The following is a 20,229-nucleotide window of genomic DNA, read 5'->3' as shown; positions in this document are numbered from 1 at the left end:
AGGAGTGATTTTTTCATGACTCTTTCTGAGATAAACTATCGTTAAAAGACTGACATAACTAGTTTGATAATCGCCCCGACAGCAATTAAGAAAATATACGTTACGGAGAATTTACCGACAGCTTTGATTACTAAAGGATAAGTTTTGGTTTTCACTTGTTCCTTCAGATAAGGACGAAAGTCGTCCCAGATGTTTGGATAAAGCAGCACGATCAATAGTGTAATGTAAGGTACTACTTTTGTTAAAGCTAAAATTGGCACTAATAGGAAGGCTAATGACCAACTAGCTTTGAATAAACTCAAAGCGTTGGCTCTACCAATTCTAGCCACCAAAGTATGGCGACCATTTTTTACGTCTGCTTCAAGGTCCGAAGTGCCATTACTCAACTCTGCACAGAAAAAGGCAAAAGTATTAGGTAAACTGACTAGGATTACCGAAATGGCAGTACTTGAATCAAACTTAGCTGTTCCCCCTAGCCCTAAATAAGTATAGGCTAAAGGAATTAGCTGGCTAATGGCAATAGCCACCGCTGCTTCCCCAAAGATAGTTGAGTTCAGTGGCTTAGGACCTGCTGAATATAACAAACCGATTGCTACCCCAATGACACCAATCACAAGAGTAACCCAACCCGTCCGATAAATCAGAAAAACCCCAATAATTAATGGAAAAATGGCCAAACCGAGCATCCATTTTTTGACTATTGCCAGTGATTCACGATTAATACCAATAGTGCTGATTTTTTGGCGATACTCTTCACTTTTTGAGTTCTTATAATCCATATAATTATTGTGAAAGTTAATAAATAAATGAATAAAGAAGACGGCCACAAAACCTAAAATTCCGTTTAAAAAATTGAAGGTTCCGTAATTTAAATAAGTAAAACAGATTGCTAATATAAACCACGCCACGTCTAGCGTGGTCGTTTTTATCTCTGAAAGTTCGTCAAAAAGTTGTCTATTCAAAACTAATCCACCTTACATTTCTTCTGGAGCTTTAACCCCTAGAAGTCCCAATGACATTTGTAAGACGATTGAAACTGATTTAACTAAAGCTAATCTGGCTTGTAGACCATCATCGTCTGCCAAAATCTTGCTGTGAGCATAGTATTGGTTAAAACTCTTGGCAAGTTTGAGAACATATTTGGCAACTACAGAAGGTTCATATTCTTTAGCAGCACGTTCTACGACATTTGGGAAATCTTGGAGTAATTTGATTGTATCCCAAGCTTCAGGATCTGTCACTGCAAGGTCTTTTCCGTCACCAAAGTTAACTTCTTTTGCTTTTCTCAAAATACTCAAGGCACGGGCATTTGTATATTGAACATAAGGACCAGTTTCACCTTCAAAACGAACAACTTCTTCAAGATTAAAGTCGAAACTATCACGACGGTCATTCTTCAAATCATGGAAGACAACCGCACCGACACCAACTGCTTCGGCCACGGCATCTTTATTCTTAAGATCTGGGTTCTTTTCTTCGATTTGTTTCTTAGCAAGATCTACCGCATCGTTAAGCACGTTTTCGAGCAAGATAACACGACCAGAACGCGTTGAAAGTTTCTTACCGCCAGTTGTGATCAAACCAAATGGGATGTAATCAATATCATCTGACCAATCGTAGCCCATCTTCTTCAAAACGATCTTTAATTTCTTAAAGTGTTCTGCTTGTTCTGAACCAACAACGTAAAGTGATTTAACAAAGTCGAAGGTGTCTTTACGGTACTTAGCAGCAGCCAAGTCACGAGTGATGTAAAGTGTGGCACCGTCAGTCTTCTTGATCAAAGCTGGTGAGAGATCGTATTCTGACAAGTCAACGATTTCAGCACCACGACTTTCTTTGAGCAAACCTTTTTCTTCAAGTGTATCAACGATGGCATCCATCTTGTCGTTGTAGAATGATTCACCAGTAAAGTGGTCGAATTGAACATCTAGTCGATCGTAGATCTTTTGGAATTCCTTTAGTGAAAGATCTTTGAACCATGACCACAATGCCAAAGCTTCTTCATCGCCATCTTCCATCTTCTTGAACCATGCACGAGCTTCATCGTCTAATTCTGGTTTCTCTTCAGCTTCCTTGTGGAAACGAACGTAATACTTCAAAAGGTTATTGATAGGATCAGCTTCAACTTCTTCAACTGAACCCCAAAGTTTGTAACCAACGATCAATTTACCGAATTGAGTTCCCCAATCACCCAAGTGATTGATCTTAACTGGTTGATAATTTAGTTTTGAAATAATCTTAGCAATGGAATTACCAATTACAGTTGAACGTAAGTGACCCATTGACATTGGTTTAGCAATATTAGGTGATGACATATCGATTGGCACATTACGGCCTTTACCATCATCAGCATTACCATATTGATCTTTTTGAGTTAAGACTTCGTGTAAGACGTCTTCTGAAAAGGATTTTTTATCAAGGAAGAAGTTGATATATGCTCCAGTGTTAACTACCTTTTCAAAATCAGTGGCATCAATTTTGCCAACTAATTCTTCAGCGATCATGTTAGGAGCCTTGTGCATTGTCTTTGCCAAAATAAAAGTTGGGAATGCGTAATCGCCAAGATCAGATGTCTTAGGTTTTTCAATCAAATCAGCAACTTGTTGCTCTGTAATTTCTGCTGGTAAAACTTGCTTTAATGCCTTTACTACTTGTTGTTTAAAATCCATATTTTCCTCCTTTAGATAAAAAAAACGCCTCTTTTAATAAACAATTCGTTTATTAAAAGAGACGAGATTTCCCGCGGTACCACTCTAATTGATTAATATCCACTCATTAATTGTATTATTTAAATTTAAGAAGAAGGGTGCGACTCGATCTTAAAATTGACTAACTCTCACCAACCATAGTCTCGCTGAAATTCTACTGATCAATTAATCCTTCTTTTGCAAAAATATGATAGCACATAAAATTCACAATAACAATAATTATTTGTGAATAACTGTTCCCTTGTTACCGGCAATAATCTCTTTAACATCATCAAGAGCACCGATAACTGCAGGCTTACCAGTAGCTTTTACAAAGGCTACAGCAGCTTGTACTTTAGGCATCATACTGCCTTTAGCAAATTCATCATTGTCAATATGTTTTTGAATCTCATCAGCAGTTACATCAAAAATCTCTTCTTGATCAGGCTTGCCAAAGTTATAGAATACCCCACCAACAGAAGTTAAGATAATCAATTGATCAGCATCGACCAATTGAGCAATCTTAGAAGCACCAAAATCTTTATCGATAACTGCTTCTTTACCGATCAAACGGTCGCCATCTTTAACAACAGGAATACCGCCACCACCAGCAACGATTGGAATAACACCTGCTTTTGAGATAGCTTCAATGGCTGGATATTCATTGATTTCAACTGGTTTTGGTGAAGGAACAACACGACGATATCCACGACCAGCATCTTCAACGATCGTCCAGTCAGGATGTTCAGCTTCTAGACTAGGAACTTCATCCTCTGTATAAAATGGTCCAATTGGTTTTGTAGGATCGCTGAAAGCTGGATCATCTTTATCAACAATTGTTTGTGTGATCAAAGTTACGACTTGTTTGTCGATATTATTCTTCAACATAACTTCTTTCATAGCGTTTTGGAACCAGTAACCGATACTACCTTCAGTCATTGCTCCACAAGTATCTAGTGGCAAAGCTGGATTCTTTTCACTATCAGCAGCTGCTTGTTGCAATAGCAAATTACCAACTTGTGGGCCATTACCGTGAGTGATGATCAAATCTTTGTCACTCTTAACAAATTCAACTAGTGATTCACAAGTCTTTTTAACAGCAAGTTGTTGAGCTTTGGCACTTGCGTCAGTACTCAAAATAGCATTGCCACCTAGGGCAACAACGACACGTTCTTTTGTCATAATATCTTTCTCCTCAAAACATCGTAAGTTTTAATTTTTTTGTAAGTAGTCTCCCAAAATTGCTAATCCCTTAGTCAAAGTTTCATGAGGTGCACAGTAACCTAGTCTGGCATAGCCGGGCACATCGAAAGCTTCACCTGGCACTAATAGAACTCCAGTATCCTTCAATAGATCACGACAGAAATCTAAACTCGACTTCTTAGTCTCTAGTTTGACGAAAGAAGTTGAAACACCATTTGGAAAGACGCAGCTAATTTTTGGAGTCTTTTCGACCCAATCTTTAAAGTAAGCTAAATTATCCAAAACGATTTTCTTATTTCTTGCCAAGACTTTATCTCTATTTTCCAAAATCAAGCAGGCCATTTGATCACTGAAAACACCTGAACAGATCATCGTATAATCACGATACTTACGGAAAATATCCGCTAATTCACTATTGGTAGCTGTCCATCCTACACGAATACCTGGCATTGAATATGTTTTTGAAAGGGAATTTGTTGAGATTCCTTTATCATAGAGATCAATGATTGGTGCAAAATCAACTGAATCATCGAAAGGCAAGTAAACCTCATCGACTAAAATATATGCGCCAACTGACTTAGCAACTTCCACGACTTGTTCCAAGAACTTCTTATCGAGGATCGTTCCAGTCGGATTATTGGCATTATTGATACAAATCATCTTGGTATTTGGTCGAATCAAGGATTTCAGTTCCTCAATATCGGGATACCAATTTTTATCTTCACGTAATTTCCAAAAGCTGACTTCTGCGCCAAGAGAACGTGGAATATCATACAGCTGTTGATAACTTGGATAGACACTGATGACATGATCGCCTGGTTCGATCAATGAGTAAATGGCCAAAAGATTGGCTCCAGTTGCACCATTGGTCTGCAAAATATTATCAGGGTCAACATTCTTATAGAGTCGACTGACCTCTTTTTTAAAAGTTGGTGATCCTTCGATCCAACCATAATTCATTTTCTGTTCATCAAGTTGTTGATAAATATCAGCTTGAGTCAACTGTTGAATTTCATTCATTGAAAATGATGTAATTGTACTTTGAGCTAAATCATACTTAGCTTCTCTTTCATGAACATTTAACCATTCTTCGACGCCAAACCCTGGTATCTTCATAAAAACACTTCCTAAATTTTGATTGATCCAGTAGCAACCATAACGATACTGATGATTGCAAAGGCTACTATCAAGATAGACCAGATTATTTCTGAAGTTGTTAGTTTTCCACCATCAAGGTTGTAATCTTTCTTAGCCCGATAATAGAAATAAATTCCTGGTAAATAACCGATACAAACTAACATCAAGAAATGTAAACCAGCTAAGATGATCGCAATAATTTGAAAGCCGGCTGTGAATATACCAATCCACAGTTGCTTAGTTTCTTTTCTTTCCCATGAGAATTTGATTTGGAATAAACCAACAAAAATATAACAAACAACGATTGCAGCTGTACAAAGTGATAACGCAAAATTATACGCTTCACTTGAGAACAAAAGAATGACCAAGAAGACTTGAATCAAACTGGCTGTTAGGATTAACGAGAACGTTGGTGCACCATTTTTATTCTTACGTCCAAACGATGCGGGTAACATTTTCTCTTCCGCCATTAACATTGTCGTATCTGCTGGCAACATCGTCCATGATAGCCAAGAACCCAGAATGGCAATAATTAGACCTATACCAATAAAGGCACCGCCCCATTTACCGACCATATCTTGGAAGATATACAACATTGCTGGTTGATTGATTTTTGCCAATTCATTTTGAGACATATAACCGTATGGTAAAACTGAAGCCAAAACATAAATTACTAACAAACTGATGATACCAATGATTGTAGCTTTACCAGCTTCGCTCTTATCACGAGCTCTGGATGAAAGCATACTTGCACCTTCAACACCAACGAAAACCCACATCATGATCATCAAACATGATCTAAATTGAGTCGTCAAATCGGCTTTTCCAGCCACGCCACTAGCCACATTGGACCAGAAGTGAGCGGTAAAGATACCGCCTTTGAAGACGAAAATGGCAACGACGATGAAAGCGAATAATGGGATCAACTTACAGATTGTAATAATTGTGTTCATTGCCGCAGCTGATTCAACACCACGATTTACGATAAAGGTCAAAGACCATGAAACGATACTGGCAAAAATAATTGATGGTATGTTTTGACCACCTTTAAATATAGGAAAGAAGTAGCCCAGCGAACTCATCAAAACAGTCGCAAAAGCCACGTTTCCTAACCAAGCACTTAGCCAATAGCCCCAGCCACTGACAAATCCGGCAAAATTACCGAATCCAGCTTGAGCGTATGCTTGGATACCTTCTGACTCTGGTTTTTTCAATAATAGATTGTTTAAAGACATGGCTAACATCATAATTCCGAAGCCAACAACGATCCAAGCCAAAAGGACAGGTCCTGGAGCTGCTCCACCAGCAAGTGAACTAGTTAAAGTAAAAACTCCTGATCCAATCGAACTAGTGACTACCGCAGCCGTTAATGCTCCAAGTGATAGACCCTTTTTTTCTTCCATATTAATCATTCCTTTTTTTATTTACAGAATGAAAAAAGAGCCAACCATTAAGATTAGCTCTTCTCCAATAACTGATTAAACCTTAGGGATGAACAAGTTACCTAGAGTTGCCGCCATAATGGCTTTAATGGAGTGCATTCTGTTTTCAGCTTCTTCAAATTGACGTGCATATTTGCTTCTGAAGACTTCGTCTGTGACTTCCATTTCACTAAGACCATACTTAGCCTTGATGTCTTGTCCATACTTAGTATTTGTATCATGGAAAGCTGGTAGACAGTGCATGAAGATGATTTGATCATCTGGTTGACCTGTCTTTTTAATCATATCCATATTTACTTGATATGGTTTGAGCAATTTGATTCTTTCGTCCCATTGACTCTCTTCACCCATTGATACCCATACGTCAGTGTAAAGAACATTTGTGCCTTTCACACCTTCATCGATATTGTCAGTGATCATGAACTTGCTGCCAGACTTATCTGCATAAGCTTTAGCAGTATCGATCACGCTTTGATCTGGGAATAGTTCCTTAGGTGCAACGATGTGAATGTTTACACCAAGCATTGAACCCGTAACTAAGAAACTGTTAGCCATGTTGTTACGACCATCACCAACGAAAGTCAAAGTCTTACCTTTAATGCTGCCGAATGTTTCCTTCATTGTCATGAAGTCAGCTAGCATTTGTGTTGGATGCCATTCATCAGTTAAACCATTCCAAACTGGAACGCCTGAGAACTTAGCCAAATCTTCAACGGCTTTTTGTGAAAAGCCACGGAATTCGATTCCGTCAAACATACTGCCCAATACACGAGCTGTATCTTCAACACTTTCCTTACCACCAAGTTGAATATCATTTGCACCTAAGAATTCTGGGTGAGCACCCAAGTCGATAGCTGCTGTTGTAAAGGCTGAACGTGTACGAGTTGAATTCTTTTCGAATAGCAAAGCAATGTTCTTGCCTTCTAGGTAGTGATGAGGAATGCCCTTTTTCTTAAGAGCCTTCAAGTGAATTGCAAAATCAATTAAATATTCTAATTCAGCTGGTGTGTAGTCTTTTTCTGCTAAAAGACTTCTGCCTTGAAATACTGAGTTTTCTTTACCTTTATAGTCCAAAATCATTCCTCCTAGAGAATTCTACTTATTTAAGTCTTCACGAACGAGTGGCATACTCATGCAACGAGGGCCCCCACGACCACGTGATAATTCACTTGAAACAGTCTCCAATACCTTTAAGCCATGCTTTCTAAGGATTTCATTTGAGACGTAGTTTCTATCATAAGTAACAACAACACCTGGGGCAATTGCCAAGGTATTTGAACCATCGTTCCATTGTTCTCTAGGCGCGATGATTGGATCTGCATTACCTGTTGGGATCAAATCAAGATCGTCCAAGCCTAATTCTTTCTTCAAGACAGCTTTAAGATCTTGGTTGTGTTCGTATGTTAGTTCGCCATCTTTACCTGGATGAATTGTCCAAGTATCGATCTTGCCACCTTCACCAAGGATTCCTGGATGAACTGTAAATTGATCGTAATTGATCATTGTAAAGACAGTATCCAAATGCATCATAGCGTGGTTATGTGGAATCTTGATAGCAATAACAGTATCGTAATTGCTGTCTTTGAATAAGTTACGGGAAATATCTTCAATAGCTGTTGCTGATGTTCTTTGAGAAACACCAATAGCTAGAACATGATCACTAAGAACTAATTCGTCTCCACCTTCGATACGATGTGTGTGGTTTCTGTCGCGCCATACATGAAGTCCCTTATTAGCAAAACGTGGGTGATAATCAATAATTGCTTCCATAAACATTGATTCACGTTGTCTTGCAGCAAAGGTCATATGGTTAATGCTCAATCCATCACCAATTGAAGCAGCCGGGTCTCTAGTGAAATAGAGGTTTGGCATTGGATCCATGAAGAATGGATAATCCTCATCTTCAGCAGCACTAACTAGATCTGTTGGTTTGAAATCTAGATCGTTTTTACGAACACCGATCATCAATTGATTTACTAAAGCTTTAGAATCAAGACTCATCAAAAATTCTTTCAATGCATCATGATCTGCACCCTTAGCATAGTCGGATTCGCGAAGCATCTTTTCAACGAAGGCATCTTTGATATTGCCAGCGTCGATTGCTTCAGCAGCGAGATCTTCAAGATAAAGGACTTCGGTTCCGTTATCTCTTAGAATGTTTGCAAAATTGTCATGTTCCTTTTGAGCAATTGGTAAGTATGGGATGTCATCGAACAATAGTCGGGGCATTGTATCGGGGGTAATGTTTTCAACTTCCTGTCCGGGACGTTTCAACATTACTACATCCAATTTTCCAATTTCTGAAGTAACATGGATTGGCTTTGTCATAAAAAATCACTCCTTATTTTGAATTCCGTTACCAACACCCACTATATCTGACAGCCCTTACATTTGCAAGCGTTTCCAGTAAATTATTCCATTCTGAAATATTTTTTAATTTTATAAATTGTCATGATTGCTGCTATATTTGACAAGGACTAGCGCCAATTAAAATTTTTTTAATCTAAAATAAATTTTAAAAACTGCAATTTCCACCACTAAATTTTATAAATTATTTTCTGAAATAATAATTATTATAAAATATTGTTCAAAATAAAGATCATGAAATGCCTAAAAATAGTTGATAAATATTTAAAGAAACAAAAATCCCCAATAACTTCAGTGTTATCGAGGATTAAAGTTAAATTATCAGTAGTTAAAAATTATCGTTCTATAATCTCATTCTTATCCGAATTTTGATCACAAAAAGAGCCTAGGAAAAGTTCCTAAGCTCTTTCAAATTTCTATTTTCCATTCTTTTGAACAGCCTTAACAGCTTGTTTATGTGTACCGTTATATAATTTCCACTTCTTGCCATCAGGAGATTTGATTGTTGTCTTGCCAACTTTAACGAAGTTCCATTCAAAATCAGGCTCTTTGATAATTCTGAAACCATCAATCTTGAACTTCTTTGGATCCTTCTTGTTAAGAACTAACTTAGCCTTCTTGAAATCAGTAATAGCCTTTTGTGAACCACTCTTGCTTACACGAACGAATTGAACCGTCTTATGATCTTTACCAGTAAAGAAAGTAATGTACTCGTCCTTGTTATCACTACTTACACCAACGTAATCATGATTTTTGATTTCGTCTTTTGTAACTTTCTTAGCAGAATGTTGTTCAACTTGTTTCGTACTGTTTGTATTTGAGCAACCAGTAGCAACAGTTGCAAAACCACCCATCAATGAAACAGCAGCCAAAAAAGTAACCAATGTCTTTTTCATTCTAATCTTCTCCTTGAAGCATTTTATTGATAGAAATCTATCATCAACTCTGATTTTATGGTAATGAAAACCAAAAATCAATTTATATTGTAAATTCTACGTGTAAATTTAAATATTCTTTATCTTTTCGACAAAAAATATTGTATAATATAAGGGTTGTCAAATGCGAACTTAGTTTAATGGTAAAATACCAGCTTCCCAAGCTAGTGTCGCGAGTTCGATTCTCGTAGTTCGCTTTATTGGATTTTGATACGTTTCGATAAGCTCTGAAGCATTGATAAATCAATGTTTTTATTTTTAAAAGTTACGATGTATCACAGATAGTTATGAAAAAAGTGTGTCACGAAAAAAATATAGTAAGAGCATAAATATATAATCGCCAGTCTGAAATGACTAGCGATTTTTTCGTACCTAAATAAAAAGACTCCTACTCTAAAGACAATCAGAGTAGGAGCTATTTTTTATACATTGGGTGTTCATCTAATATCTTTCTTTCAACTTCAAACCTGGCGGTTTTAGCTTTTTCAAGCATTTTTAAAACTTCCTAAAAATGTCTTAACATGATTAATTTTTATTTCAGCATTATATTTCTTTCTTTGCTTTCTGAACCACACACCTGTAACGCCAGTTATGTTTCTTTTAGACTGTTTAATTTTGGTACTGTCAATTCTTCCGACCGCCACATCATCAATGTAGAACTTGTCTTTAAGAGATTTCAGCGCCAACTTTGTGTGAGCACCACAAGACGTTCTTACACCCCTAGTCAAAGCACTAGAAATAACCTTGGTTGTGTTACCACAATCGCACTTGCAAAGCCACCTGCTGTTATTTCTACTATCATAAGGGAGCTTACTTAAAGCGGTCAAGTATCCAAATTTTTGACCAGTTAGATCTATGAGACTGCTTTTTTTAACGTAATGAGTTTTTTCCTTAGGACGAAGTTTTTCTAATGCTTCTTGTCTAAACTTATAAGCATAGTTAAAATTATCAAAAGTATCCAAGTGATGATACTTACCATTTATAGAAATTATAGCCTGATATTTATAGCCATTTTTCCTTTTGATTTTTTTGATTCATGTAGTACTCTTTTTAGAATTATTAACCATTAAAATCACCATTCATTTTCAATTATAATAAAAGGGTCCTTACACATGAGAATATCTATGATTAATTTTTTAGCGTAAGAACAATTTAGTTATTCTCTGAATAATCCTTAATATCATCAGTAATGGCCTCTTTTGTTTCTTTAAGATCATCGAAATATGTTAGTTACACCATCATCCTCGTTTACCAATACATCGTAATTCTTAGCTCTTACTTCATCAAATTTAACATCATTTTTATGTCCTCCTTTTCTTTTTTATCTTATCTCTTAACAGCCATTATTAATGTACTACACGTAGTGCAAAAGCAATACAATTTTATAATTCTTCTAATCTTTTTTTCATGACATCTTTTAACATTTCTATATCCTCTTTAGTAGCTTTATTTTTAATAAAACTTTTAGCACTAGAGCGGGATCTTAAATAACTTGCTCGTTCTTTGTTTTTTTCATCCCACTTTTTATTAGCTTTTATTCTTGCTTCTGATAATTTTCCAGTCATAAAATTCTCCTTTTAAAATATCTCTACTAGCTTAGTAACTATTGAGATAATAGTTGTTATTATTAATATAACTAACCTACACTTATTAATTTATACTTATCTTTTTTCATTTTAATTTTATGAAAAGCGTGTTAAAGTTTGGGTACATAAAGAAAAGGGGCAATCTTAATATTCAAAAGCTTTGACATTATTGAAAGTAGCTTATCAATTACATCTAGGACAACTGCTAGGATGGCTAGACGTTTTACTACTTCCTTTGAATCAGAGCTTTTTTGTGTTTATCTTTCACTTCCTTACCTGCTTTCCATACTTATCATATTACACTACACGTAGTTTGAAGCCGATGCTTTTTAGACAAAATATAAAAGCTCTCACCAATTAGAGTGAGAACCATTTTAAAATATTTAGAATTATCTATTCTTGCAGTTCTATTATTTTCACAAAAAAATGATTAAAAAACAAAAAGGTAAATTTAAAGGATTCCCATTTACATTCAATTGAAAATAATTACTACCTAAAATTGCAAAAGAACATGACTCCAACAAAATGTCAGAACCATGTCCTTCGATAAACTATTTACATTTTTATATTGATGATTGTTTCATTAAGCGGTCTTTAGTTTACTGACGGCTTCTTCGATTGTTTTACCGTCTGCAAAAACATGTGTGTTTTTATCTTCAACGGTAAACAACTGAGACTTTGTATTTAACGATACACGATATTCCATTTGTTTACCTCCATTATTTATTTCTTTATACCTTGTCAACAGATAATAAATGAAATTATATGCTTTAAAAATTAAAATGCAAGCCCTTTCTTTTTAATTTTTCTGCAAAAAGACAATTTTTATAGTGGCAAATAACTTCAATCCTAGATATAATGAAGTACATAGTATAAGGAGAAGATGCAAAATGAAGAACATGTCCAAAAAAGAATATCCGTCGTGGAACCCTCGTAAATGGGGGCATAATACAGTAGAGTTTAGAAAGCCAGACAAATGGTACGAATGGTCGGCCATTCTGGATGTTATCTTTTTTGCGATTTTTTTACTTATCATCACACATTAAAAAAACTAGACACATCGTCTAGTCATACATATCTTGAGAGTCTAAAATAATTAGCTGCTCTCAATCATTTAAAATAAATACCCGCTGATTCTAAAAAGTCAGCGGGTATTTATTTTGGGCTAAAAAGTCTTACATATCAAATTAGACATCATATTGTGTCTCATGGATTCCTGCATTCATCAAATCATACGGTGTTTTCATCGAATCATCCCATGAAGCAATTCCTATCACCATTGAAATGGCCATCGTATTGAGTGAGACTTCTGCTCGAACATTCTTTTCAAAGCCAGCTTTGATTCGATCGGTCGCAATGGTAGCTCCTTTTTTATCAGTATACAAAAGAATGGCCCAGGTAGGATCTTCGTTATTTAACAAGTAAGTTATATCGTTGGTCCGGGTCTGTTCCTTGATCGTATCAGTAGTTAGTTTTAGAAGCGTCTTCAACTGATTAGAACTCATCATTCTTCTTAAATCGTTGAAATAGCGAATTTTTATAATCGCTGTCGTAACCGGTATTTCAAAACGACGATTAGTTTCAGCAAACACTGCGATATCCTCTATATAAGCAACTGTCGTCCGTAGGTTAGTTTGTTCATCAAAGGCCCCACGTTCGATCAGTGCTGTACGAAGTTCCCCATTCGACTTCTGCAGTGCAACACTATTTTTGACCATCAGATACAAGGATGACGATAAAAAGATAGGCATCAACAGCCAAAAACTCATTTGCCAAGGAATTTCATAGGTTTTAGTAACGAACTGATAAGTCATAATGATGACTTGAATGCCGATAAAAACAATATTTGAAATTAAGCTGGGTAAAATCCCATAAAAATATGTGATCATCAACAAAAAAACAGTACAACATAAATAGATGACATTTAAGAGTAAATTACCTGATAAAACCATAAAAACTGCAGTGGCGCCAAAAAGTGCGATAAAAACTAGCAAACCGATATCTTGTAATAACGAATCTTTTTCATCGCGGTTATTTTTCATCTTTATGACCGCCTCCATTCAAATGTGCTTGTTTTCTTGCAGTGAAGATCACGCCAATGATTATCATAATGACAATTAAACTAGCTATTCCCAGATATAAAATCAGCTGTGAATTCTTGGCGAATTTACGTTGGTTGTCTAATGATTGATCAATAGCCTTATTCTTCTTAAAACGATAGCCAAAATGATTGTTATTCATATCAACTACGATTGCATCACCATTATATTGTTGAATGTTCTTTTGAAAATTGATTTGTGTCGATGCCAAGTATACATCCTTTGAAGAACTACCTGTAACGACTAGTAAACCTTTTTTATCGTTATAAGGTGAACGTAGTAACTGATTCGTACCAATATTTTTACCGTAATTATCTTCAATACTCAATTTTTCATTTGAAACAAGTCGTTGATAATCACTGGAATACTTAAAATACAACTTCGAATTCAACCGCTTGATCATGGGATTATTTTGCGGTGTACCAATGACAATCACATTGTCATTTTTTAATACTTGTTGACTGGGCAGCTGGTTGTAAAACTGTATATCTCCCGTATTACTCTTAGAAAAGTTTCCTATCAAGTTAAAAATATTGGTTAACGTTTTAAAATCATTATAATCGATTGTTTTAGGCGTTATAACGGCAATGTTATCATAAGTCTCATTGTTAATAAATAAGGTTGGATAATTTGTAAAGAGCAAATCATTGCTTCTTTGCGAACGAACCAACATTTTTGAGGCTGGCATAACTTGAGCCCACGGGGTATTACTATTATCAGAAGTATTGCTACCTGACATCTCCAAATCAAAGGACACCCGTACAGTAAAACTACTCCCTAAAGAAAGGTTTCGTGGTACGTCTAAAGTCAAACTGTCATTGTCCGCTTTAGCACGACTCAATTTCTTACTCCCTACAACTGTGTTATTAACATAAACTGTTACTAAAGAGCGATTGAAGTTGAGATTCTTACTATAATTAAATGAAAGTTTAATCTTCGAGCCATCGGCATTGGCACGGTCATTAGGCAATTGGACTAAATAACTTGTCTCTTTATGACCTGCACCCTCTACTCGATCTGTAGAATTTGTTAAAATATGAGTTCCATCGTCATGTAACGATGAGCTAAAGGTATCGGTGTTGGCATTAATAAACTCTTGAGCCTGATCAGACTCTTTCATCAATTCCTCATTAGCAACAAAACGGGCGGCTTTTTTCAACAGACTTGCCCGTTTGGACGTCACGATTAAATAATGCTTATTGTCATTGTAATAAGTCTTAATTATCGCTTGATCAGTCACATCGTTTGCAGCAACTTGTTTCTTTAAATCTGCTGGCAATTGGTCATACTTGGCAATAACCATTAAATAATCGTTAGCTTGAGCTTTCATTTCACTAATTGGAACAACTTGAATTTGATCATTTTCTGTAGTGATGATACGAGATTGGCCGGATAGAGCAATCATGCTGGCAGTTAATTCATCAGTGCTAGGATTATTGCTTGTAACGATACGAGATCTCTGATAAGCAATCGTGTCCTGACCTGTGAAATGACTGTAGAATGAATTTACTTTATTCTCAGCTTCCTTAAGTTGATAATCAAAATTGATATTCGAAGCTTGACCGATAGTAAGCCAATTAGCCGGTGTTTGTTGTAATTGATAGTTCTTGTCGCTAGTTTGATTCAAGATTTGACCACTGATCGTCAACTGATTACTGCCACTGACCAAATTAACTGGAATATCAATTTTTTCAGTCTGAAAACCTGACTTATTCTGCGGACGGAACGAATAAAACTTCACTCCATTGATTGCAACGGTAATATCAGATGTTTGTTGATTAGCTAACTGTGAAACTTGATAGTTAAGATTAAAGGTAACTTTTTTCAAGTCCCAGTAATCCATTTTTGTAAAGTACATATTTGACTCGACTGATTTTCCAGATAGAGTCGTGGTCGTGTTTTGAAATTGTTGGGTATAGGTCTGATTATCAGCTGCTTGAACAGGTACAGCTTGAAAGCTTAAGATAACCAACATCATTCCAGCTATGAAAAAAGTAATCCAACTATTTATAACGCTTTGTTTTATACCATTTTGCTTGTTGATGAAAGACTTGTTCACGGATATACCCCACCATTCCATAAGCGGCTACTGCTAGCCACATTTGACTATAAACTAAATACATAAAGACGATTAACAATAAATTACTAAAAGTCAGTTCTCCTCGTTCGGTTGTAATCGTCACGAAAGTACTGATGACAAACATTAAAACTGCAAATAGCCACAAATAATTACTGAAACCTTGCAGATTAGAATGCACGACTCCCGCGACTGATAAAATGAAAACTGAATCAGACAAGATCAATGATGTCATCAATAAGAAATATATCGTTAGGAAATACAACAGATCGAAACGAATATAACGGCCCTTTTTTTGAAAGAGCAATTTAGCATTTTTAATAATGACATAAATATTTCCCTTGACCCAACGAGTTCGCTGGTGAAACCAAACATCTAAAGTCTGAGGTTCTTGTTCCCAAGTAACTGCCCGCGGTTGAAACTTGATTCGATAACCCATCTGATAGACTCGAAAACTAATTTCAGTATCCTCAGCTAAAGCTTTAACATCCCAGCCTCCAACTTTTTCAATCACACTGCGACGAATGACATAGTTAGTCCCTGGAATTGTACAGAGATGGAATAATTGTTGCCGCCCTGCTTGGGCCATCCACTGAAATGATAAGGTCTCAATATTGATGAAACGGGTCAATAACGAAGCATTCTTATTTCTAGTCCGAAACTTGCCAATTACAGCGGCCAATCGATCATCAGACAACAATTCCGCTACTAAAATTCGCAAGGCTTGGTGTTCCGGTGTATTGTCGGCATCGTAAATCGAAATTAGACTGCCCTTTGCTTTAGTTAAACCAATATTCAAGGCATTGGATTTACCCTTTCCACCAGTGACCTTATCAGTATTGATTACCTTCAGGCGGGTATGACCAAATTGTTCCTGTAAATTCTTCAAGAGTTCGGCTGAATTATCACTTGAATTATCATTGATGACAATCACTTCGTAACGATCCTGTGGATAATCAAAACTTAACAGCGACAAAACGGTTTTAACAATTACAATTCCCTCATTATGTGCTGGTACTAAAATCGAGACAAACGGAACATCCTTACCAAGCTTAGGATCAGGCTGATTAACATGCCTTAGATACCACGTGTAGCCAGCAACGGTCAAAATTAAATTAACAACCAAAGTTCCCCATATGGAAACCACGGCAATCATCAAGAAAAAATCTAAGACTGAAATAAAAATCCCCCCTATTTACGTTTAAATCGATTCCAATAAATTCTTTGCCCAATGTAGATAAATACAGCTAAAATTACCGTTATGATACCAAAGAAGATGGCTAAAATACCACCTTGGATCTTAAAATATTTACTAAAGAGTGTCTTTTGCTGACCATCTGAAAATGACTTTCCAAAAACATTATTCGAAGTTTGAATCTCTTCACTAGCACCATTTGCAAAATAGTCTCCGTGTCGAAACTGCAGAATAGTAGTATCGGTTTTGATGGTCGTTTGCAGATTATCCTCGACGGGATCAAACCAAGTCAACGATTGATCCTCAATACTGTTTTCGATACGCTCAAGCTTTTCTTGAGAGTCAGGCATTACATAAGTTAATGCTGTTGGCACAAGAAAACGTGTAGCGTTATTACGTTTTACACCATTTAACGAATCAGCCGACATAGCGAAGAAACTTTCTTTCGCAATTCCCGCATTCTGATCCTTTTTTACATGTGTGACAGTACTAGCATTGGGTAATAACAGCCAATGATCGGCCAACTCTAACGAATGAGTCCGCAAAATCTTATCCTGATTCCAAAAGCCGCTGCTACTTATACCCACTGGGAAAACTTGATGTCTAGCCAAACTGACTAAATAAGTGGACATATTATCGGACAACAATGTTCCGGTATTATCAGCATCGCTAGTTACTTTAGGTGTCTGTAAAAAAATGACCCCACCGCGATTTTCAACGTTACGTAACGCCGCTGTGAAGCGACTAAAGGCTTTCATTTCAGTATTTTTGCTCACAGAAACTGTACTGATAGCGAAAGGAATATCGTGATCATAAAAGAAACGGCTCAATTGCTCCAACAATTTCAAATCGCTATAAGGTGTGACATCAGTAATTGTCAACAGTGGTTTAAACGTTTCTTGTTTACCTATCAATTTGGCTATCAGTTGTATTTCCGTCAATAATCCTAAACCGTCGGTCGAGAAGAACGGCAAATAAGCATTCTTGCCATTAATATATCCAAAGGGATACTCTTTTTGATTAGCTTCTTGTGTCGAAAGGATTCCGACAACATTTTTATCCTTTGAATCAACATTCACTACATCCAAGCTCTTTGTATAATGCAGTAATTGTTCTTGATTGGTATTCTTCAAAATAAATTGTTGTTGGTATAATTTATCAACTTTTACACCTAACTGATTGATCTCGTCTTGACTGAGATTCTGACCGATATGCAGTTTTAAACCATTATAATGCTGCCGGTCTTTAACAAATTGTTGATTTATCAGATTGGCCTTGGCCCAATTAATTAAAGTAATTACCGCAATGTAACGCTGACTTAGCATGCCAGTTTTATATTGCGACTGGGAAATAGTTTTGACGTGTAAATTCATCCCGCTTAAAACTCGCTGAAGCGTATCAATCTTCTCTTGACCATTTTCAGTTGTATTCAAAGAATCATAAACCAACAATACCGAATTATTTGCCTTATCAGTTGACGCTGCTTTGACATCTAAGGTTTGGCCGAACAGTGGCAGACACAACAATGCTAATAAACATAGCTTCCAAAGTTTATTCACCTCGGTCCACCTCCCTTATTTCAGTATTCCAAAGGGTATGATTCATAATATCAGAGACAAAAATCAAGGCTGCAATATTCAAGCTGACTGGAATCAAGAAAAGATGTTTAGCTAAGTCAGCATCACCATCTCCTACGATTGAAACAATCGGCACAAAGACAACGATCGTCATCAAGCCGAATATTAAAAAGAAGCGTAAGATTCCTAAATGTCGTTTAGATTTCAAGTCTAAATAAAACCCTACCGCATACACCGCAATAAATCCTACGGCCAGCAAACAGTCAAAAGCAAACTTCCCTGGGAAAAAAGCGGCCATAAACGAACTGTACAGTGTAAAGTACTTAGTCTGTTCTCCTGGTTTATGACCAGAATTTTTTACAAAATCACCAACTGCCCTTGGCTGGACTGCCGTGACATCAGCTGCAGCGACATCAAGCAAATTATTAAATTGTTTTAAATTACCTGCATAATAACGGATGGTTCAACCAAATCCGGTCTTATCAATCAGATGTTTTTTAACATATTTACTACTTGGATCAAGGGTCGTGTAGGCTTTTGCATAGTAATTTTCATTTCTCATCAATGCAAACTGGCCGTCTACTCCACCTTTTTCAATTTTCTTGGTCGGATCACCAGTCTCTAAAAGTACTCCGTGAGAAAAGGTCTGAAAGGAATTTGCTCCAACAATTTCTGAACCAATTGACTCATAAATACCAATTCCTGCTAACATCACGACGGTGATCCCTAATCCGACAGCTAATTTTCTAGCTTTAAACTTCGGTAGGAACATTAATCCTACGGCAACGACGATAAAGCTCAAAGCCAAGGGTGCATTCTGCTGCTTATTAGTAATCAAGAGTACCGTACTGACAAAGAATAAACTGATCATCGTCCATTTCTTTTGATAGACATCGCGAGCTAAAGAAATAATTGCTGCACAGAGATAAAGCATGCAGATCAACATCCCTGGCTCAGCAAAGAAAGAGTTAAAGTACAAGGTATATGCTGAGTCGGCAAAGATGAAGACAATCAACAAACCTAATACATAACTACTTATCTTTCTAAAAGGATGCACTAAGGCCTTCGTCAATAAATAAATTCCGCCTAAATAAAATAGATAATAGACCAATCCCATGAAACGAATATCAAAAATCGTCCGACTATAAAATAGTTTATTTAAAAATAAAGCAATTTGGATAAAAATTGACTGTGATGATAAAACTGAGACTTGATTTTCATTAAAGTATTGCATAATGCCAAATTTAGGTATGACATAATCGCTATACTGACTATAACTTGTATGCAATCGGTAGATTCCATTGCTAAGTATTGACCGGTAAAAATCGCCATTATCAGCCAAGCCGTTAATTGGAGGGACAAAGAGCAAGATACCACTAATAATGGCGGCTAAAATCACTGCTAACAAAGCTGGTGAGACTCTGTTAGTAAATTTTTTGATTGAACGAGCAAAAAAATGTTTCATCTCTTTGCCTCAATACTTTGCTGCCAATAAGGCAGTCAAATTATTATATGAATAAGCGAGTTGTTGTCGTTTTATCCCAATTCCACCATAAATTGGCGACGACTCGTCTCCTACTTGATATTTCCAAACTAAATCCATCGCTTTGCGATACATCGTTGGATCTTTTTCAGTTGCAAAAATCATTGCCGCCACTGCATAACTACCAGCGGACTGATTTTTATCAATAACATTACCGTTAACAGAATAAATATTATAAAGCGTCTTGTTATTTACTTGCCGCTTTAACCAGTTCACTGTGACTTTTTTAGCTTCGCCGATCTCTGACAAATGTAAAATGGTTTCCAAAGCTTCAGAAGTATTCAAATTTTGATTGCTATAAGTTTTACTCTGCCAATTGTAACTCGCTGCATACAGTGGAAAGGCATCACCTAAAAAGCCATGTTTCACCACTGCTTTTTG

17 protein-coding genes, 1 tRNA gene and 1 pseudogene are annotated in these 20,229 nt (G+C 36.4%); 1 reads left to right on the top strand and 18 read right to left on the bottom strand.

What is annotated here, in order from left to right; genetic code table 11:
• Positions 1-41: 41 nt before the first annotated feature.
• The 8 genes from ACG72T_RS01550 to ACG72T_RS01515 form a co-directional block, all read right to left on the bottom strand.
• Positions 42-962, bottom strand: a complete 921-nt coding sequence (locus ACG72T_RS01550) for a prenyltransferase (RefSeq protein ID WP_395264187.1) — start codon at positions 960-962, stop codon at positions 42-44.
• Positions 963-974: 12 nt separating this feature from the next.
• On the bottom strand, positions 975-2,669 hold the full coding sequence (gene argS / locus ACG72T_RS01545; protein WP_395264186.1) for an arginine--tRNA ligase: 1,695 nt from the start codon (positions 2,667-2,669) through the stop codon (positions 975-977).
• Positions 2,670-2,927: 258 nt separating this feature from the next.
• Complete coding sequence (gene arcC, locus ACG72T_RS01540) at positions 2,928-3,869, bottom strand: carbamate kinase (protein ID WP_395264185.1); 942 nt, start codon at positions 3,867-3,869, stop codon at positions 2,928-2,930.
• 30 nt (positions 3,870-3,899) lie between these two features.
• On the bottom strand, positions 3,900-5,006 hold the full coding sequence (locus tag ACG72T_RS01535; RefSeq protein ID WP_395264184.1) for an aminotransferase: 1,107 nt from the start codon (positions 5,004-5,006) through the stop codon (positions 3,900-3,902).
• An 11-nt stretch (positions 5,007-5,017) separates the two neighbouring features.
• On the bottom strand, positions 5,018-6,430 hold the full coding sequence (gene arcD, locus ACG72T_RS01530; protein WP_395264183.1) for an arginine-ornithine antiporter: 1,413 nt from the start codon (positions 6,428-6,430) through the stop codon (positions 5,018-5,020).
• A 75-nt stretch (positions 6,431-6,505) separates the two neighbouring features.
• The gene (gene argF, locus ACG72T_RS01525; protein ID WP_395264182.1) at positions 6,506-7,549 is read right to left on the bottom strand and encodes an ornithine carbamoyltransferase; all 1,044 of its coding nucleotides are present in this window, start codon (positions 7,547-7,549) and stop codon (positions 6,506-6,508) included.
• Positions 7,550-7,564: 15 nt separating this feature from the next.
• Positions 7,565-8,797, bottom strand: a complete 1,233-nt coding sequence (gene arcA / locus ACG72T_RS01520) for an arginine deiminase (RefSeq protein WP_395264181.1) — start codon at positions 8,795-8,797, stop codon at positions 7,565-7,567.
• 455 nt (positions 8,798-9,252) lie between these two features.
• Entirely contained in the window at positions 9,253-9,732 is a 480-nt protein-coding gene (locus ACG72T_RS01515) for a hypothetical protein (protein WP_395264180.1), read from the bottom strand.
• A gap of 165 nt (positions 9,733-9,897) precedes the next feature.
• On the opposite strand from ACG72T_RS01515, the gene ACG72T_RS01510 reads away from it, so the two are divergent.
• A tRNA-Gly gene (locus ACG72T_RS01510) sits at positions 9,898-9,968 on the top strand.
• 288 nt (positions 9,969-10,256) lie between these two features.
• Here ACG72T_RS01510 and ACG72T_RS01505 read toward each other — a convergent pair.
• From ACG72T_RS01505 to ACG72T_RS01460, 10 genes and pseudogenes are all read right to left on the bottom strand, one after another.
• The gene (locus ACG72T_RS01505) at positions 10,257-10,733 is read right to left on the bottom strand and encodes a hypothetical protein (RefSeq protein WP_395264179.1); all 477 of its coding nucleotides are present in this window, start codon (positions 10,731-10,733) and stop codon (positions 10,257-10,259) included.
• 420 nt (positions 10,734-11,153) lie between these two features.
• The gene (locus tag ACG72T_RS01500) at positions 11,154-11,336 is read right to left on the bottom strand and encodes a hypothetical protein (RefSeq protein ID WP_395264178.1); all 183 of its coding nucleotides are present in this window, start codon (positions 11,334-11,336) and stop codon (positions 11,154-11,156) included.
• A gap of 604 nt (positions 11,337-11,940) precedes the next feature.
• The gene (locus tag ACG72T_RS01495; protein WP_395264177.1) at positions 11,941-12,063 is read right to left on the bottom strand and encodes a hypothetical protein; all 123 of its coding nucleotides are present in this window, start codon (positions 12,061-12,063) and stop codon (positions 11,941-11,943) included.
• Between the two features lie 481 nt (positions 12,064-12,544).
• Positions 12,545-13,399 (bottom strand): GGDEF domain-containing protein, encoded by an 855-nt coding sequence (locus tag ACG72T_RS01490; protein ID WP_395264176.1) that lies wholly within the window; start codon positions 13,397-13,399, stop codon positions 12,545-12,547.
• On the bottom strand, positions 13,389-15,431 hold the full coding sequence (locus ACG72T_RS01485) for a cellulose biosynthesis cyclic di-GMP-binding regulatory protein BcsB (RefSeq protein WP_395264467.1): 2,043 nt from the start codon (positions 15,429-15,431) through the stop codon (positions 13,389-13,391). Before ACG72T_RS01485 ends, ACG72T_RS01490 begins: the two co-directional genes overlap by 11 nt.
• A gap of 28 nt (positions 15,432-15,459) precedes the next feature.
• Positions 15,460-16,689 carry a glycosyltransferase gene (locus ACG72T_RS01480; protein WP_395264466.1) on the bottom strand — a complete coding sequence of 410 codons (1,230 nt, stop codon included), beginning with the start codon at positions 16,687-16,689 and terminating at the stop codon, positions 15,460-15,462.
• Positions 16,690-16,724: 35 nt separating this feature from the next.
• Complete coding sequence (locus tag ACG72T_RS01475; RefSeq protein ID WP_395264175.1) at positions 16,725-18,287, bottom strand: hypothetical protein; 1,563 nt, start codon at positions 18,285-18,287, stop codon at positions 16,725-16,727.
• On the bottom strand, positions 18,280-18,726 hold the full coding sequence (locus ACG72T_RS01470; RefSeq protein WP_395264174.1) for a hypothetical protein: 447 nt from the start codon (positions 18,724-18,726) through the stop codon (positions 18,280-18,282). The genes ACG72T_RS01475 and ACG72T_RS01470 overlap by 8 nt, the downstream gene beginning before the upstream one ends.
• Before the next feature lie 42 nt (positions 18,727-18,768).
• Positions 18,769-19,770 (bottom strand): hypothetical protein, encoded by a 1,002-nt coding sequence (locus tag ACG72T_RS01465; protein ID WP_395264173.1) that lies wholly within the window; start codon positions 19,768-19,770, stop codon positions 18,769-18,771.
• A gap of 9 nt (positions 19,771-19,779) precedes the next feature.
• Positions 19,780-20,229, bottom strand: a pseudogene (locus ACG72T_RS01460) (hypothetical protein); the annotation flags it as partial.

The organism is Companilactobacillus sp. FL22-1 (genome assembly GCF_043951805.1).
Taxonomy (GTDB): domain Bacteria; phylum Bacillota; class Bacilli; order Lactobacillales; family Lactobacillaceae; genus Companilactobacillus.
This window is presented reverse-complemented; position numbering and strand designations above follow the sequence as displayed.

Bases quoted from the DNA above. Each gene is read 5' to 3' on its own strand.
- argS (WP_395264186.1), bottom strand. From the start codon at position 2,669: ATGGATTTTAAACAACAAGTAGTAAAGGCATTAAAGCAAGTTTTACCA.
- arcC (WP_395264185.1), bottom strand. From the start codon at position 3,869: ATGACAAAAGAACGTGTCGTTGTTGCCCTAGGTGGCAATGCTATTTTG.
- ACG72T_RS01535 (WP_395264184.1), bottom strand. From the start codon at position 5,006: ATGAAGATACCAGGGTTTGGCGTCGAAGAATGGTTAAATGTTCATGAA.
- arcD (WP_395264183.1), bottom strand. From the start codon at position 6,430: ATGGAAGAAAAAAAGGGTCTATCACTTGGAGCATTAACGGCTGCGGTA.
- argF (WP_395264182.1), bottom strand. From the start codon at position 7,549: ATGATTTTGGACTATAAAGGTAAAGAAAACTCAGTATTTCAAGGCAGA.
- arcA (WP_395264181.1), bottom strand. From the start codon at position 8,797: ATGACAAAGCCAATCCATGTTACTTCAGAAATTGGAAAATTGGATGTA.
- ACG72T_RS01515 (WP_395264180.1), bottom strand. From the start codon at position 9,732: ATGAAAAAGACATTGGTTACTTTTTTGGCTGCTGTTTCATTGATGGGT.
- ACG72T_RS01500 (WP_395264178.1), bottom strand. From the start codon at position 11,336: ATGACTGGAAAATTATCAGAAGCAAGAATAAAAGCTAATAAAAAGTGG.
- ACG72T_RS01495 (WP_395264177.1), bottom strand. From the start codon at position 12,063: ATGGAATATCGTGTATCGTTAAATACAAAGTCTCAGTTGTTTACCGTT.
- ACG72T_RS01490 (WP_395264176.1), bottom strand. From the start codon at position 13,399: ATGAAAAATAACCGCGATGAAAAAGATTCGTTATTACAAGATATCGGT.
- ACG72T_RS01485 (WP_395264467.1), bottom strand. From the start codon at position 15,431: ATGTTGGTTATCTTAAGCTTTCAAGCTGTACCTGTTCAAGCAGCTGAT.
- ACG72T_RS01480 (WP_395264466.1), bottom strand. From the start codon at position 16,689: ATGATTGCCGTGGTTTCCATATGGGGAACTTTGGTTGTTAATTTAATT.
- ACG72T_RS01465 (WP_395264173.1), bottom strand. From the start codon at position 19,770: ATGAAACATTTTTTTGCTCGTTCAATCAAAAAATTTACTAACAGAGTC.